This window comes from Lysinibacillus antri (genome assembly GCF_003977595.1).
GTDB classification, from domain to species: Bacteria; Bacillota; Bacilli; order Bacillales_A; family Planococcaceae; genus Ureibacillus; species Ureibacillus antri.
On the sequence record NZ_RYYR01000001.1, the window covers coordinates 183,397 to 199,943 of the forward strand.

15 protein-coding genes are annotated in these 16,547 nt (G+C 35.3%); 4 read left to right on the forward strand and 11 right to left on the reverse strand.

The window, feature by feature from the left end; all coding sequences use genetic code 11:
• Complete coding sequence (locus EK386_RS00985; protein WP_126657272.1) at nucleotides 1–1,578, reverse strand: ATP-binding protein; 1,578 nt, start codon at nucleotides 1,576–1,578, stop codon at nucleotides 1–3.
• Between the two features lie 106 nt (nucleotides 1,579–1,684).
• Between EK386_RS00985 and EK386_RS00990 the strand changes: the two genes are divergently transcribed.
• Together EK386_RS00990 and EK386_RS00995 are read left to right on the forward strand one after the other, a co-directional pair.
• Complete coding sequence (locus EK386_RS00990) at nucleotides 1,685–2,737, forward strand: DctP family TRAP transporter solute-binding subunit (protein WP_126657140.1); 1,053 nt, start codon at nucleotides 1,685–1,687, stop codon at nucleotides 2,735–2,737.
• Nucleotides 2,738–3,029: 292 nt separating this feature from the next.
• Nucleotides 3,030–4,283 carry a dicarboxylate/amino acid:cation symporter gene (locus EK386_RS00995; protein ID WP_126657141.1) on the forward strand — a complete coding sequence of 418 codons (1,254 nt, stop codon included), beginning with the start codon at nucleotides 3,030–3,032 and terminating at the stop codon, nucleotides 4,281–4,283.
• Nucleotides 4,284–4,328: 45 nt separating this feature from the next.
• Here EK386_RS00995 and EK386_RS01000 read toward each other — a convergent pair whose 3' ends face one another.
• The 10 genes from EK386_RS01000 to ccpN form a co-directional block, all read right to left on the reverse strand.
• Nucleotides 4,329–4,532: a hypothetical protein gene (locus tag EK386_RS01000; protein WP_126657142.1), complete on the reverse strand. Its 204-nt coding sequence runs from the start codon at nucleotides 4,530–4,532 to the stop codon at nucleotides 4,329–4,331.
• Between the two features lie 14 nt (nucleotides 4,533–4,546).
• Entirely contained in the window at nucleotides 4,547–5,668 is a 1,122-nt protein-coding gene (locus EK386_RS01005) for a Nif3-like dinuclear metal center hexameric protein (protein ID WP_126657143.1), read from the reverse strand.
• Complete coding sequence (locus EK386_RS01010) at nucleotides 5,655–6,362, reverse strand: tRNA (adenine(22)-N(1))-methyltransferase (RefSeq protein ID WP_126657144.1); 708 nt, start codon at nucleotides 6,360–6,362, stop codon at nucleotides 5,655–5,657. The genes EK386_RS01005 and EK386_RS01010 overlap by 14 nt, the downstream gene beginning before the upstream one ends.
• A 94-nt stretch (nucleotides 6,363–6,456) precedes the next feature.
• Nucleotides 6,457–6,819, reverse strand: a complete 363-nt coding sequence (locus EK386_RS01015) for a c-type cytochrome (RefSeq protein ID WP_126657145.1) — start codon at nucleotides 6,817–6,819, stop codon at nucleotides 6,457–6,459.
• 146 nt (nucleotides 6,820–6,965) lie between these two features.
• Nucleotides 6,966–8,108, reverse strand: a complete 1,143-nt coding sequence (locus tag EK386_RS01020) for an acyl-CoA dehydrogenase family protein (RefSeq protein WP_126657146.1) — start codon at nucleotides 8,106–8,108, stop codon at nucleotides 6,966–6,968.
• Nucleotides 8,109–8,225: 117 nt separating this feature from the next.
• Complete coding sequence (locus tag EK386_RS01025; protein ID WP_126657147.1) at nucleotides 8,226–8,789, reverse strand: hypothetical protein; 564 nt, start codon at nucleotides 8,787–8,789, stop codon at nucleotides 8,226–8,228.
• 167 nt (nucleotides 8,790–8,956) lie between these two features.
• Nucleotides 8,957–10,084: an RNA polymerase sigma factor RpoD gene (rpoD, locus tag EK386_RS01030; RefSeq protein ID WP_126657148.1), complete on the reverse strand. Its 1,128-nt coding sequence runs from the start codon at nucleotides 10,082–10,084 to the stop codon at nucleotides 8,957–8,959.
• A gap of 29 nt (nucleotides 10,085–10,113) precedes the next feature.
• The gene (gene dnaG / locus EK386_RS01035; protein WP_126657149.1) at nucleotides 10,114–11,934 is read right to left on the reverse strand and encodes a DNA primase; all 1,821 of its coding nucleotides are present in this window, start codon (nucleotides 11,932–11,934) and stop codon (nucleotides 10,114–10,116) included.
• A gap of 362 nt (nucleotides 11,935–12,296) precedes the next feature.
• Nucleotides 12,297–13,109 carry a pyruvate, water dikinase regulatory protein gene (locus EK386_RS01040; protein WP_126657150.1) on the reverse strand — a complete coding sequence of 271 codons (813 nt, stop codon included), beginning with the start codon at nucleotides 13,107–13,109 and terminating at the stop codon, nucleotides 12,297–12,299.
• 11 nt (nucleotides 13,110–13,120) lie between these two features.
• Nucleotides 13,121–13,759 (reverse strand): transcriptional regulator CcpN, encoded by a 639-nt coding sequence (gene ccpN, locus EK386_RS01045; protein WP_126657151.1) that lies wholly within the window; start codon nucleotides 13,757–13,759, stop codon nucleotides 13,121–13,123.
• 528 nt (nucleotides 13,760–14,287) lie between these two features.
• Between ccpN and EK386_RS01050 the strand changes: the two genes are divergently transcribed.
• Together EK386_RS01050 and EK386_RS01055 are read left to right on the forward strand one after the other, a co-directional pair.
• Entirely contained in the window at nucleotides 14,288–15,676 is a 1,389-nt protein-coding gene (locus tag EK386_RS01050) for a glycine--tRNA ligase (protein WP_126657152.1), read from the forward strand.
• Between the two features lie 394 nt (nucleotides 15,677–16,070).
• Nucleotides 16,071–16,547: a hypothetical protein gene (locus tag EK386_RS01055; RefSeq protein WP_126657153.1), complete on the forward strand. Its 477-nt coding sequence runs from the start codon at nucleotides 16,071–16,073 to the stop codon at nucleotides 16,545–16,547.

Below are 16,547 nucleotides of genomic sequence, written 5' to 3' on the forward strand. Positions count from 1 at the left end.
CTATAATTCGAATGTGATTAAAAATGTGGTTCCTTTATTTTGTTCGCTAATTACTTCAATCGTTCCATTTCCTTTATTAACAATTTCATTTACTAAATATAGTCCGATTCCTCTATTTTCCTTTGCTTTTGTCGAAAAGCCATTTTCGAATATCTTTGCCTTCACTTCATCTGACATGCCTATTCCACTATCGCTTATCATAATCGCTAAAACGCCATCATTATCATCAATGGAAATCGTTAATTCTTTTTCTTCCTTATCTATAACGATTAATGAATCAAAAGCATTTTCAATTAAATTACCAAATAAGATAACAAAATCATGATGGTCAAGCTTTTCAGGAAATTTCGTAAACCGACTTTCTTTATCAATATTAACCGTGATCCCTAGTTCTTTTCCTCGGCTAATTTTACTTAATAATAAGCCAGAAATATTTTCATTATAAATTCGTTCATTTAAAAATTTTGTGACACTATCATGTTCTTCCTTCACTTGTGAAAGATATTCTAACGCTTGTTTTGTGTGTCCTAAATGTAGGAGACCAGCAATTGTATGCAGTTTATTTTTGTATTCATGCGTTTGAACTCGCAATGCTTGTACAAAGGCTTTGACACCGGTAAGTTCCTCTGCTAGTTGTTTAAAAGCCGTTAAATCTTTAAAAACAGCTACTGCTCCTACTTTTTTTCCATTTACTAATATTGGAACACGATTACTTAAAATACTATGATTGTTTACAAATAGCTCCTGATCCAATACTCGTTGACCAGAAAAAAAGATTTCTGGCAATCTTGTATCCGGAATGACGTCATAAATGTTTTTTCCTATATATAAGGAAGGATCATCCCCCACCCCTAAAATTTCACTAGCCATTTTGTTGAAAACTGTTATGTTTAAATCTTTATCCACCGCAATAATTCCATCATGCATCGCGTTAAAAGTTTCTGTTCGTTCTACGTACATTTTAGAGATTTCATGAGGCTCTAGTCCAAACATTTGTTTTTTAATATGACGACCTAATGTGTGAGCACCCCAAACACTAAATAATATTGATAGTAAAATCGTAATCAGAATTTCCTTTTGGTAATCTAAAAAGCTTTGTGTAAAGGAAGGTAACGTATATCCAACTAACGTAACGCCAATTTGCTCATTTGTTTCATTCATAATTGGTACAAATGCCCGAATTGTTATACCCCTTTCACCTTTACCTTTAGATATATAATAATGTTCAGCAAATGCAGCATCCATATCTGTAGAATTGCTTTTTTTTCCCATTTCATTTTGAGACGGATGAGATAGCTTGACACGATCCATATTCATAATAACGATATAATCCGCTTTATTAATATATCGAATATCTTCTACAATACTATTGATTCTTTTGGAGGCTGATTCGATCTCTTCGGTTTGTAATATGTGCAAGATTTCAGGAAGATTGGCCACCGTTCGAGCAACTAGCATCGCTTCTTGTCCAATATTTTCTTCTTGTTCTTTTAATACACTACCTATTACAAAGGTACCTGCAACTAGAAAAGAAAAGGCAATAATGAAAAACGTTAAAAACATTATTTTGCCATTCATTGAAAGCTTTCGTTTGTTCACTTTTCTCCTCCAAATAAAATGATTTAACCTGTTCGAATAAAGTTTTATAATGTATATAAAAATTATATAATTGCGGTGAAATTACATGAAATCTTTTTTAACTGGTTCTTTTATCACCATCATAATATTAATCGGATTGATTGGATACCGTCAAAATATTTTTTCATTAAATGATATGTCCTATGATGATGAACAAAAAGGACTTAATGATCAAATTACAATTCATTTTAGTCACGTAGTTGCAGAAAATACCCCAAAAGGAATGGCAGCTGAAAAATTCGCAGAGCTTGTGGAGGAAAAAAGTAATGGCCAGGTTATCGTTAAAATTTACCCAAATGGAATGCTGTACAATGATGAAACCGAACTAGAAGCTCTTCTAGAAAACGAAATCCAAATGATTGCACCGACTCTCTCTAAAGTGACGCGCTCCTTACCAAATTGGCAAGTCATGGATTTACCTTTTTTAATTGAAAATAATGACCAATTAAAAAAAGTACTAAACGGACCACTTAGTAAATCGTTACTAAGTGAGCTTGAATCTATGAATATTAAAGGATTAACGTTTTGGAGTAATGGCTTTAAACAGATTGCATCCACTTCTCCAATTATAAACGTAGAAGATTTTAACAAGAAACGTGTTCGTATGATGGTCAGTAATATTCTCAAACAACAATTTAACCTACTACAGGCAGTGCCCGTTGCAACGTCCTTTGGTGATGTTTATTATGATCTTCAAAATAATCATGTAGATGCTCAAGAAAATACAATTTCTAACATCTATTCCAAACAATTTCACACAATGGAAAACCATATCACTTTATCAAATCACGGCATTCTTTGCTATGCCGTCATGATTAATGACGACTTTTGGGATAGTTTAGATGAAAACAAGCAAAACATTATTATGGAATCATTAGAAGAGATGCAGGATTGGCAATTTGAGCAAGCAGAACAGATGAACGAGGATAACTTAAATCATTTAAAGCTTGATCCAAACGTTCATCTATATGAATTAGACGATTTTAGTAAAAAACAATGGCAAGATCAACTTCGACCAATTTATGACATCTACGAAAATCAAATTAATAACGATTATTTAAAAGAACTTTTACACGAACTTAATAAACAAACCTATTAATATTTTATGAACAAAATGAACAAAAAGAGGCTACCTAAAAAAATAAGGTGGTCTTTTTCATTTCCCTTTATTTTGTTCTATAACAAAATCTAACTTTTTTCTAACAGTAGTATAACAGCAAGAATATTGATTTAATAGCATTTGTGATGGTTTTCACATTTCATTGAACAAAATGAACGATAAAACCTTTAAAAACTAAACGGCATATTCAGAATATTATCAGTTATTATAGTTTTCAAGTGAAAGCGATAACATAGATTGCTTACATTACAAATAAGGAGGATGAGAGAATATGAAACTACTAAAAAACTTAACATTTCAAGTGATAGTTGCAATCATTTTAGGTATTATTGTAGGAGCTATTTGGCCAGAATTTGGGGCAAGCTTGAAAATATTAGCGGATTTATTTATTAAATTAATTAAAATGTTAATTGCTCCAATTATCTTCTTAACAGTTGTTATTGGTATTGGTGGCATGGGCGATATGAAAAAGGTTGGGAAAATCGGAGGTAAAGCATTACTTTACTTCGAAATTGTTTCTACAATCGCCCTAGCAATCGGTATCGGGGTAGCACTTTTAATCAATGCTGGTGATGGATTAGATACTTCCCATGCAGGAGATACGGATATTTCAAAATATACATCAGCTGCTACTGAAACAGATCATAGTATTGGTGCTTTCATTGCAAGTATTATTCCTGACAACTTTGTAGGTGCTTTAGCAAATGGACAACTATTACCTACATTATTCGCTGCTATTTTATTCGGTATGGCTGCAGCTGCTCTAGGTGAAAAATCTAGACCAGTCATTACATTCTTTGAACAAGTATCAGAAATTTTCTTCAAAATTGTTGGAATGGTCATGATTTTCTCGCCAATTGGTGCATTCGGTGCGATGGCATATACAATTGGTAATTTTGGATTAAAATCATTAGGTAACTTAGGTTTATTAATGGCTGCAGTATACCTTACAATGTTCTTATTTATCGTATTTATTTTAGGGTCAATTGCGAAATATTATGGTGTGAATATCTTCAAATTTATTGCTTATATTAAAGATGAAATTTTTATCGTAATTGGTACTTCTTCATCTGAGTCAGCTTTACCATCTTTAATGCGTAAATTAGAAAGATTCGGATGTTCAAAACAAACAGTAGGTCTAGTCGTACCAACTGGTTATTCCTTCAACCTTGATGGTACTGCGATTTATTTATCAATGGCTGCATTATTCATTGCACAAGCTTACGGTGTTGATTTAACTTGGATTCAAATTCTTACTCTTTTAGGAATTTTAATGATTACTTCTAAAGGTGCAGCAGGTGTAACAGGTTCTGGTTTCATTACGTTAGCCGCTACATTAGCCGCATTCCCAATGATTCCTGTTGAAGGGATTGCACTATTAATCGGTGTTGACCGCTTTATGTCAGAAGCGCGTGCTGTAACGAACTTAATCGGTAACGGTCTTGCAACAGTGGTTGTATCTAAATCAGAAAAAGAATTTGATGTGGCGCAATACGAATCATTAAAAGCAGAACGATCACATTAATATCCATAAAAAGCAACTTGTCAAAATTGGACAAGTTGCTTTTTATTATTTTTGACACTCGAATTTAAAGGAGGTTGTGATGATAAATCCACTTTTTTCAACAATGGCTTTTCCACCATCATTTTCACAACGTTCTACAAGCTGATCGATTTTCTTATCCGAAATAACTGAAAAGAGCACTGATAGACCAATCCCAATGACCATGATAACTAGCCCAATTACTATCCAAACCTTACCATTATTACCCAAATTAACACTTCCTTTTAAATAAATCGAAATGGCTCTGTATCAATTTCAGATTGCATAAATTGAACAGACAATTTCTCATTTCGACAAAGCTGATCCATTTTTTCTGCAACCCCTTTAATCATCACCTTTTCGACGTGATGCCCCGGGTCAACGATGTTTAGTCCAATACTTTGTGCATCTTGAGCCACATGGAAGTACATATCTCCAGTAACAAAAACATCTGCACCGGAACGCTTCGCTGCATGGATATATTTATTGCCATCCCCGCCAACTACTGCTACTTTTGAGACCTTTTTATTCATATCCCCAACAACACGCACGCACGGCACATTTAAAGCAGCTTTTACGTGCTCCGCGAACTCCACTAATGTCATTGGTTGTTTCAACTTACCAACACGACCTAAGCCCATTTCATTCGTTTCTACGGCTAACGTGTAGATATCATAAGCTGGCTCTTCATATGGATGAGCATTTAACATTGCTTTTAATACTTTATTTTTAATGGATTGTGGAAACACCACTTCAATTTTTTCTTCATCAGTTGTTTCCATTTCCCCAATATCACCGATGAATGGATCTGCACCTTCTAAAGCTCTAAAACGACCTTGTCCATTTGTTGAAAAGCTACATGAATCATAATTACCAATATGCCCTGCACCTGCTTTAGCAAGGGCTAAACGGACGTTTTTTGCATAGTCATCTGGTACAAAGACCGCTAACTTCATTAAATATTCATGATATGTCTTTTCTAATATTTCACGGTCTACAAGTTCCAAAGCGTCCGCTAATAAATCGTTCACGCCACCTTCAGCAACATCTAAGTTTGTATGGGCTGCATAGACTGCAATATCATTTTTAATTAGTTTTTCATATAATTTTCCAGCAGGTGTATCTGTCCGAAGATTCGATAATTTACGGAATATTGGTGGGTGGTGGGCAATAATTAATTGGCACCCTTTCTCAATCGCTTCGTCAGCCACTTCCTCGTTTACATCTAGAGTGACGAGTACTTTGGTTACTTCTTTATTTAAAGTACCAATTGCAAGCCCAATCGGATCATTTTCCATACACGCAATCTTTTTAGGTGACCAACTTTCAAAGAGCTGAATAATTTCATGTCCGTTAGCTGTTTTCATTCTGAATTGCCCCCTCTACTAATGCAATTAGATGTTGTAGCTCCTCTCGTTTAGCTGCAATTTCTTGAGTTACTTCTGCCTGTTCGATCGAAGTCAATACACGCCTCCAATTTTCAATTTCTCTTATCCATTTTTTTACGAACACTTCAGAACGTTCGTTTAGTAAATGTTGCCCTAACAATATTTGTTCTTCAGATAATGTCATGTCACCACGCTGTAATACGAGCACTTCATAAATTTTTTCATCTTCTTCTAATATGACTTCATCTAGGATAGCCCAGCCATTTTGCATCGCCCATTCCCGAATGACTTTTGCGTGAATATTTGGTTGTAAAATTAATCGCGTTACATTTTTTAAGCGATTTAAATCGTTCTCTAAAATGGAAACAATTAATGGCCCGCCCATCCCAGCGATTGTGATGGTATTTACATGATCACTTGGATCGATCGCCTTTAAACCATCCGCTAATCGTACTGTAATTTTTTCTTCTAAGCCCTCTAGTTTTACTTGTCGTACTGCTGATTCATAAGGACCCTTTACCACTTCTCCAGCTATTGCTTTTGTTGCAATATTATGATGGATTAAATAACAAGGTAAATAAGCATGGTCACTTCCTATATCTGCAACTACTGCCCCTGTAGGAACAAAGGATGCAACTGTTTCTAATCGCTTCGATAATTTTTGTGCGTTCATCATGTACCGCCTTTTTCTATATTCTTTCATTTTCTATTATATAAAAAAACAAATCCTTAGTCGCGATAAACAACTAAGGATTTGTGGGAAATTATTATTTTAATGAAGAAATATACTCAGCAATCGCTTCTGCTTCTGCTCCAGTTTTTAATCCTGGTGTCATTGGAGTACCTTCAATACCGTTTGTTAATACGTCAACGATATGTTCAGCATCTAAACCAGCAATTTTTGGTCCCATACCTCCAGTTAAATCACCACCGTGACAACCGATACAAGAGCTTACTAAAGCTTCACCATCTGCTGCACCAGCTGTTTCGCCACCTTCTTCAGTAGCTCCTTCACCGTGTTCTGCAGCGATTTCTTCTTGGTTTCCTACACCTTCTAATGACATGAAGAAGATAAGTCCGATACCGAATGCCATAATTAGAATATAAGGAATGATTGGATTGTTTTTCATAGGTTACCCTCCCTTTTAGTTTCATTTTTCTACATCTATTAATATAGAATCTAGTCAACAATCATTATTGTACTGCATTATTTGAAAAACGAAAAGACCTAAAGCATAACTTTTACATGGTTTGACACAAAATCGACAATTATAAGTCAATCTTGTAATATTTGCCTCGCGATTACCAGCTTTTGCACTTCAGAAGTACCTTCTCCGATTTCCAACAACTTTGCGTCCCTTAAATATCTTTCCACTTCATACTCTTTCATATACCCATAACCGCCATGAATTTGAATTGCCTCATCCGCAACTTCCATAGCAATTTCAGATGCGTACAATTTTGCCATCGATGCTTCTTTACTAAATGGTCTTCCTTGATCTTTTAACCAGGACGCTTTATAAACCATATTTCGAGCTAGTTCAATTTTAAGAGCCATTTCAGCTAGTTTGAACTGTGTTGATTGGAACTCAGATAATGTTTTACCGAATTGTTTTCTTTGTTTTGAATAAGCAATTGCTTTTTCGTAGGCAGCTTGGGCAATTCCAACAGCCATTGCAGCAATCCCAATTCTACCCCCATCAAGAGTAATTAGAAATTGCTTTAAACCATGTCCGCGCTTCCCTAAAAGATTATCTTTTGGTACTTTTACATTTTCTAAAATTAATTCTGTCGTATTAGATGCACTAAGACCCATTTTTTCGTATTCACTTTTTATTGTGAATCCTTCTGCATCCGTTGGGACAATAATAGCGCTTATTTCTTTCTTTCCATCGCTTTTTCCAGTGATTGCAGTTAAGGCGACATGTTTTGCAAAGCTAGCATTTGTAATAAATACTTTTGAGCCGTTTATCAGAAAATAGTCCTTTGTCAGTTCCGCCTTCGTTTCTGTCCCACCAGCATCCGATCCTGCATTTGGCTCTGTTAATCCGAATGCACCAAAAGAATCCCCTGTACATATTGGGACTAAATACTTTTGCTTTTGCTCTTTCGTTCCAAATAACGCTAATGGTGCTCCACCTAAAGAAATATGGGCTGAATAAGTAATGCCCGTCGATGCACATGCTCGACTTAATTGTTCCGTCACAATAGCAAAACTTATGGTATCGGCACCGGCTCCACCGTACTCTTCGGGGAACGGTAATCCCATAATACCCATTTCAGAAAGTTGTTTAAACACTTCTACAGGAAATGTTTTGGTCCGATCTCTTTCAATTGCGCCTGGAGCAACAATTTCATCAGCAAATTCGCGAATCATTTTATAAAGCATGGTTTGTTCTTCCGTTAAATCAAAGTTCATTAGGTCACCCCTATGTCGGAAATTTTTCAACGTCATAATAGATATATTCCTTCGAATGTTGAAAAATTAGTTAACATGAAATATAGTGACCTCATTTACAGATTGGAAAGATTAGAATTATGTCCAAATAATAATTTGATAACCAATTAAAATGACGAGACCAATGACACCAGATATTGTAAAGTACATGAGTTTTATTTTCAGCCCTGTAATTAACCACATTAGACAATTGGCAATTAATAATGAATATAAAACGAGCAAATTATCTGCAAAATAAGTTAGGCTTACTTTTACCGATAGCCCAAAGATAAGCAATGCAGATAGAACTTGTAGGATTGGTGCTAATAGTGCATTCTTTTTGGCGATGATAAATGCTCCTACCGTTAATGCACAAGCAACCACGCCTGTAATAAGAGCCATGATCCAAACGGCTTCCGTCATAAGAAATAATAATACAATTAAAACAACCGCAACAAGTGATAACGAAGTAATTAAAAGGATGTTATTCCGTTTTTCTTTTGCTTTAACTGCTTTTTTATGACTAATTTCTTCTTCACTTTCGATTTCATTGCCTTCCGAATAGAGTGTCATTAAAAAGTCACAGTATTGTTCTGGTAACAATTTATTTTGTTTCCAAAAAAGGATTTCATTCAAAATAATTTTTTTCCGAGGATTTTGCATTCGCTTTTCTCCAAAAATGTTTAATTATGTATGTATTTATTTTATCTTAAACTATACTTCAACACATGCATAGAAAGTAATAGACCAAATGATTTTCAATGAAAAGAATTATGACAAATTACATAATAAAAAGACATCCCTTCATACGAAGAGACGCCTCTAGTTATTTATTCTAAGAAATCTTTTAGTCGTTTACTTCTAGATGGATGGCGAAGTTTACGTAATGCTTTTGCTTCAATTTGACGTATACGCTCACGTGTTACACCAAATACTTTTCCAACCTCTTCTAAAGTACGTGTACGACCATCATCTAAACCGAAGCGTAGACGAAGTACATTTTCTTCTCTGTCCGTTAACGTATCTAAAACATCTTCAAGTTGCTCTTTTAATAATTCATATGCAGCATGATCAGATGGTGATTGTGCTTCATGGTCCTCTATAAAATCGCCTAAATGCGAATCATCCTCTTCACCAATTGGCGTTTCTAGTGACACAGGCTCTTGCGCAATCTTTAAGATTTCACGGACTTTTTCAGGCGTTAAATCCATTTCTTCTCCAATTTCCTCAGGAGATGGTTCACGCCCAAGATCTTGTAATAATTGACGTTGAACACGAATTAATTTATTGATTGTTTCAACCATATGCACTGGGATACGAATTGTACGCGCTTGGTCTGCAATAGCACGTGTAATTGCTTGACGAATCCACCAAGTTGCATAAGTCGAAAATTTAAATCCTTTGCGGTAATCAAATTTTTCAACGGCTTTAATTAGACCCATATTACCTTCTTGGATTAAATCTAAAAATAACATCCCACGACCAACATAGCGTTTTGCAATGGAAACAACTAAACGCAGGTTTGCCTCAGCAAGACGTTTACGCGCTTCTTCATCACCTTGTTCGATTCGTTCTGCCAGATTAATTTCTTCTTCTGCAGTTAATAAATCTACACGACCAATTTCCTTTAAATACATACGTACTGGGTCATTGATTTTTACACCAGGAGGAACACTTAAGTCATTTAAATCAAATGCTTCTTCATTTTCTTCTTGTTTTGCAAGCACTTCATCTTCAAACTCTTCTTTACCCTCTACTTGAATACCAAAACTTTTTTCAATATCTTCTGCAAAATGAAAGATTTCCTCATTTTCCAATTCATATGGTGTGAGTTTATTTGAAATTTCCGTCATTGAAATTTCATTATCTTTTTTTGCCTTTTCTTGAAGAATTGTTTTTACTTCATCAACTGTAAGGCCATTTACTACTTCTTTTGATTGTTCTGACTTGTCCGCCATAAACCTTCCTCCTTAAACAAACGAATCGGTTAAATCGCCGATAATGATTTCCTTAATTGAATAATCTGTTGTACCATCTCAAGAGCGCGTTTATGCTCATGCATTTTTTCAGCTTCTTGTGAATCATGCTGCAATTTTTTAATTTGTTCTTCTATCCGATGCTTTTTTAAATGCCTTAGACAATCGGCAATTTCAGCTTGAGCATGGTCTGGGTCGCGATCAACTAGGGCTGCTTCCATTACAAGTTTTCTTAAAGCAGGGTCATCGATCATTTCTAAAAACCTTTGATAATCGGCCGTTTGATGTTCTTCATAAAAACCAATTAATCGTACAAATACAGCCCTATATTCATCCCGTGCGAACGGTTGAGTATCTTCACTTTTTAAAATTGTTGTGACAATTTCAAGGTCAAATAGCATATGTGATAACAGTAATCGTTCTGCTCTATCAGTTGCAGTTAGAGTTTTTGGTTGGTGTAATTCAATAGTTAAAGGTTGATTTCTTTGTTCAGTACGTTTAAAATTCTTTGCATTATTTCCATCTAATTTTCTAAACTGTGCATAAATTGCTTCTTCAGAAATATTGGTTTCATTCGAAAGTTGTTTTATATATAAATCACGTTCTATTGGAGACGAACGGCCAACGAGTTGTTCAAGTACTTCCTGAATGTATTGCAAAACATCATTTTCAAATTGGAAGTTTTTATTTCTTCTTGCATACATCATCATAAAAGCAATGTATGCGTGAGGCTTCTCTAAAATTTGCTTTATAAAGGACTCTGCGTTATATTTTCGAATATATTCATCAGGGTCTAATTTTTCTGGTAAAACTGCAATGTCGACTTTTAATGATTCAGCATATAACATTTCTGCAGCTCGCTTTGCTGCATCCCAACCCGCATTATCACCGTCATAACAAATAATAATTTGCTCACTTAAGCGCTTTAACTTTGTGATATGTTGCTGAGTTAAAGATGTACCCATAGTAGCTACAGCATTGTATACACCTGCTTGGTTTGCTGCGAGAACATCCATAAATCCTTCCATCAATATAACTTGACGTTGTTTTCGGATGGAAGTTCTTGCTTTATCCAAATTAAAAAGAATTTGACTTTTGTGAAAAATCGGTGACTCTGGACTATTTAAATACTTCGCTTCATCACGAGAATCAATTATTCGACCTGAAAAGGCAATTACTTTACCATTTTCATCTCGAATTGGAAACATCACTCGTCCTCTAAAGCGATCAAAGTAAGTATGGTCACTTTCCTTATGGATGATGAGTCCGCATTCAGCCATTTCTTCTAATGTAAAGCCTTTTCTTTTTAACAAAACTGACAATGTGTCCCAAGCTGGTAAAGACCAACCTATACCATTCGTTTCGATATGGTCCTTTGTAAATCCTCTTTTTAGAAGATAATTTAACGCTTGTTCACCATCTTCCGTATTCATCAACAAATGATGATAAAATTCCGCAGCAAATTCATGGGCTTCAATCATTTTTTCTTCTTTTTTTGAATAGCTTTGCGAACTGTTGTTTATACTATCATTTTGTATATCAAGATGAATGCCAATGCGTTCTCCTAATTTGGCAACTGCATTGGGAAATGGAATATTTTCCATATCCATGACAAAAGTAATGGCATTACCACCAGCGCTACAACCAAAGCAATGAAAGATCTGCTTATCTTGTGAAACTGAAAAGGATGGTGTATTTTCACCGTGAAATGGGCATAATCCAAACCAGTTACGTCCTTTTTTAGTAAGTTGCATGTAATCACTAATCACATCTACTATATCTACTTGAGAACGTATTTGCTCAATCATTTCTTCAGGTATTTTCCCGTTCACTTTATCACCAACTTCAGTTGCTTTATTGCTTATTACATAATTCGAGATAAATTTTATAATTCCTCTATTTTACGACAAAAAAAGTTCTTTTATCCTCGTCATCTCATAGTTATATTTTTACCACAATTTTTTCATTATAAAACAATATAAGCAAATTTTCCACTTTTTTTATAAAAAAATAAAAAAATATACCATAATGAGAATATCTTACTATTTTTCAGCATAAAAAAACCGTCTCTACTTCTTTATAGAGATGGCATTTTTAAAACTTTGCCTAAACGCAGTTACTGCTCTAACTACATATCAGCTTAGATTGTCAAAAAAAGGATCATTTTGCTACCAAAATTTGAGCAATCTATTCTTTACTTATTTTGTTCAATACGTTCTATTATATCATTCGCCGTTTCTTCAACTGCTCGATTTGTCACATCTATTACAGTACACCCAATTCGATGAACGACTTTATAAAAATGCGCGATTTCTTGCTCGATACGCTCATGCTTTGCATAAATTGCGTCATCATTTAAGCCTAGAGCGATTAATCTTTCTTTTCGAATCATATTCAGTTTCTCAGGGGATATGACTAAGCCAAAACATTTTTTAGGATCGACAAGAAACAGTTCTTCTGGTGGGTTAATCTCCGGTACAAGTGGTACATTTGCAACTTTATATCTTTTGTGGGCTAAATATTGCGAAAGTGGTGTTTTAGATGTTCTAGACACACCTACTAAAATAACATCAGCTAATAATAAGCCTCTTGGATCGCGTCCATCATCGTATTTCACTGCAAATTCCACTGCTTCGATTTTTTTAAAATAATCTTCATCCAATTTATGAACAAGCCCTGCTTCTTCAAGTGGCTTCTCGTTAATCTTTTTTTGGAAGACTTGAATCATTGGCCCTAATAAATCGATGGAAGGAATGTTTTCCTTTAGACAACATTCTTCAAGCTTTTTCCTCATTTTTTCTTCTGCTAAAGTAAATACAATCAATGCGTCTTGAGCTTTAGCTATTTCAACAATATTGCTTATATGATCATCACTATCAATATGTGGAAACCTTCGAATAATCGTGTTTTCGAAATTAGGTCTAAACTGGGCAACAACAGCTTTTACCACCTGTTCTCCCGTCTCACCTACTGAATCTGAGACAACAAATACTTTTAAACTTTTCAAATTAGCACTCCTTATAAATCATGCGTTTCTGCTAAAGAAATAAATGCTCTTGTAATATTTGTTTTCGTAAGACGTCCAACAATTTCAATACCTTTATCTGTCTCATGGATGACTGGCAATGAGTCAACCTGTCTTTCAATTAATTTTTTTGCAGCTACGATTAAAGAATCAGTTTTTTTACAATATACAATATTAGGCATTCTAGTCATGATGATGTGTACAGGTATTGTATTCAAATCTTGAGATCCAATACTTGTTCGTAATAAATCTTTTCTAGATAAAACCCCTTGTAAATTTGAATTTTCATCTACTACAAACAGTGTACCTACATCTTCTAAAAACATATGTACAATTGCATCATACACAGTCATATTTTCAGAAACTACAACAGGTAGAGACTGAAAATCTTTCACTTTTAAGTTCATCATAGACTCTGTAACTGATGTCATCGTCTTTTTGCCAGAGTAAAAATAGCCAACACGAGGCCTTGCATCTAAAAAGCCTGCCATCGTTAATATTGCTAAATCTGGTCGTAGAGTAGCCCGAGTCAAATTAAGACGTTCTGCAATTTGCTCTCCAGTTATAGGTCCATTCTCTTTGACGATTTGCAGAATCGTGTCCTGACGTTTATTGAGTTCTATTGGACTCACCCGCTTCAAATAATGTTATACTGATTACTTAATTATTATATACTATTTTGCTCATGAATGCGAAAAAATTTACCCTATGCTACAATATTGACACAGATACAACCTTCACATAAAATAGCATATAGAAATTAATAATAGGCAATGACAGGATAAATAAGTACCTTTTCAACAAAAGCGAGTAGGAATGGTGAAAGCCTACACAGAAAAGCGAAACGGCACCCTGGAGCCATTTTTCATAAAAGAGGTTTAAAACTGTTTGTATTTAATTTGCATTCAGATAAACGCTTTTCAGTATTCAAAACTGATTGAAAGCGTTTGTCAATCAAGGAACGAGAAGCAGCACAACCGGAGCGAACATTATGTGTTCGTGAGGATTGGGATGATTCGAGTGACGCAGAGTGCGAGCGCTTGCCAACAGTTTTGACAAGCGGGGTGGAACCGCGGGTGTTAACTACGCACTCGTCCCCGGGCATTATAAAGCCCGGAGACGGGTGCTTTTATATTTTCAAAATAATGGAGGTAATAAAAATGACTCAAAAATCTATGGAAACAATTGTTAGCTTAGCAAAACATCGTGGTTTCGTCTTCCCAGGCTCTGAAATCTACGGTGGTCTTGCAAATACGTGGGATTATGGCCCATTAGGTGTGGAATTAAAAAACAACGTCAAAAAAGCATGGTGGCAAAAATTCGTTCAAGAATCAGAATACAATGTAGGTCTTGACGCAGCCATTTTAATGAACCCTCGTACTTGGGTTGCTTCTGGTCACGTTGGCAACTTCAACGACCCAATGATTGATTGTAAATCTTGTAAAGCTCGTCACCGCGCAGATAAACTAATTGAAGAAGCGTCATTAGAGAAAACAGGCAAAGAAATTATTGTCGATGGCATGAGCTTTGATCAAATGAAAGCAAAAATGGAAGAATTAGAAGTAACTTGTCCTGAATGTGGCAAAAACGATTTTACAGATATTCGCCAATTCAACTTAATGTTTAAAACATTCCAAGGTGTGACAGAGAGTTCATCAAATGAAATCTTCCTACGTCCTGAAACGGCACAAGGGATTTTCGTTAACTTCAAAAACGTTCAACGTTCTATGCGCAAACGTACGCCATTTGGTATTGCACAAGTTGGTAAATCGTTCCGTAACGAAATTACACCTGGGAACTTTACTTTCCGTACGCGTGAATTCGAACAAATGGAACTTGAATTCTTCTGTAAGCCCGGTGAAGATCTACAGTGGCAAGAATACTGGAAAAACTTCTGTAAAAACTGGTTATTAAACTTAGGCATGAAAGAAGATAGCATGCGTTTACGTGATCATGAGGAAGATGAGCTATCCCACTATTCAAATGCAACAACGGATATTGAATTCCGCTTCCCATTTGGCTGGGGCGAATTATGGGGTATTGCTGACCGCACAGATTATGATTTAAAACAACATATGGAACACTCTGGAGAAGATTTCACTTACATCGATCCAATTACAAACGAGCGTTACGTACCATATTGTATCGAACCATCATTAGGAGCAGACCGCGTAACGTTAGCATTTTTATGTGACGCTTACGATGAGGAAGAATTAGAAGGCGGCGATTCACGTACAGTACTTCGCTTCCACCCTGCCCTTGCACCATTTAAAGCAGCAGTTCTACCATTATCTAAAAAATTGGGTGATGAAGCAGCAAATGTATGGGCTGAATTACGCAAATCATTCCCAGTAGATTATGACGAATCACAATCAATCGGAAAACGCTACCGTCGCCAAGACGAAATCGGTACACCATTCTGTATCACATACGACTTTGACTCAAAAGAAGACGGTCAAGTAACAGTACGCCACCGCGATTCGATGGAGCAAACTCGCATGCCTATTACAGAAGTTAAAGCCTATATCGAAAAACACTTACAATTCTAGTGTGATTATGAGCTTATTTCGCTAAAGCGAGATAAGCTCTTTTTTAGATGCATTCGGATTTGCGACGAGGATTATGTTACTTTGCAATATAACCGCAGGAGCACATTTAATTGGATGCATGCCGATTACAGAAGTTAAGGCCTATATCGAAAAGCATTTACAATTTTAGTATGAATATGAGCTTATTTCACACAAGCGAGATAAGCTTTTTTAGATTTTGAAAAGTCGCACGTATTTTCGCTAAAATCGCACGTAAAGTCTTCAAACCCGCACGTAATTCAGCCAAAGTCACACATAAAAATTACCCTTTTCCCAATATTGTTCATTTTGGTCATTTTGTTCGTGATTTGTTAGAATATTTCAATTATAATGAAAATAAAAAGGGGTGATACGGATGTTCATACAGGCTTTTTTTAAACAAGATAAGCAGTCACAATCTGTAGAAATTACATACGCTGAAAAGTTTTTAGAAATTACACGTACTCTACTTTATAAGGAATTACCCGACCATCAAACGCAACATCATATCTTATTAACAGCTAATAGAAACATTGAACATATGAATGAACAATTAACCACTCATCGAAAGCAAATTCAACCTGAATATAAACTCGGACAATATCATCAACAAATCTACGATGAATTACGAAAACGCATTAGCGACTTACAAACATTAATTGATGGCTATATGGAGTTGAACATCGATTTACAACAAATGAACCACCGTCTTCATTTCCACCACAACGCGATTGATTATTTATACAACAATTATTTCTTAACAAAAGAAAAAGCTTTCGATGAACAATCGGAAATCTTGTTCTGGAAAGCTCTTAAAGAGGATGTATTAGAAATAATAAGAAAAGTACTTTAA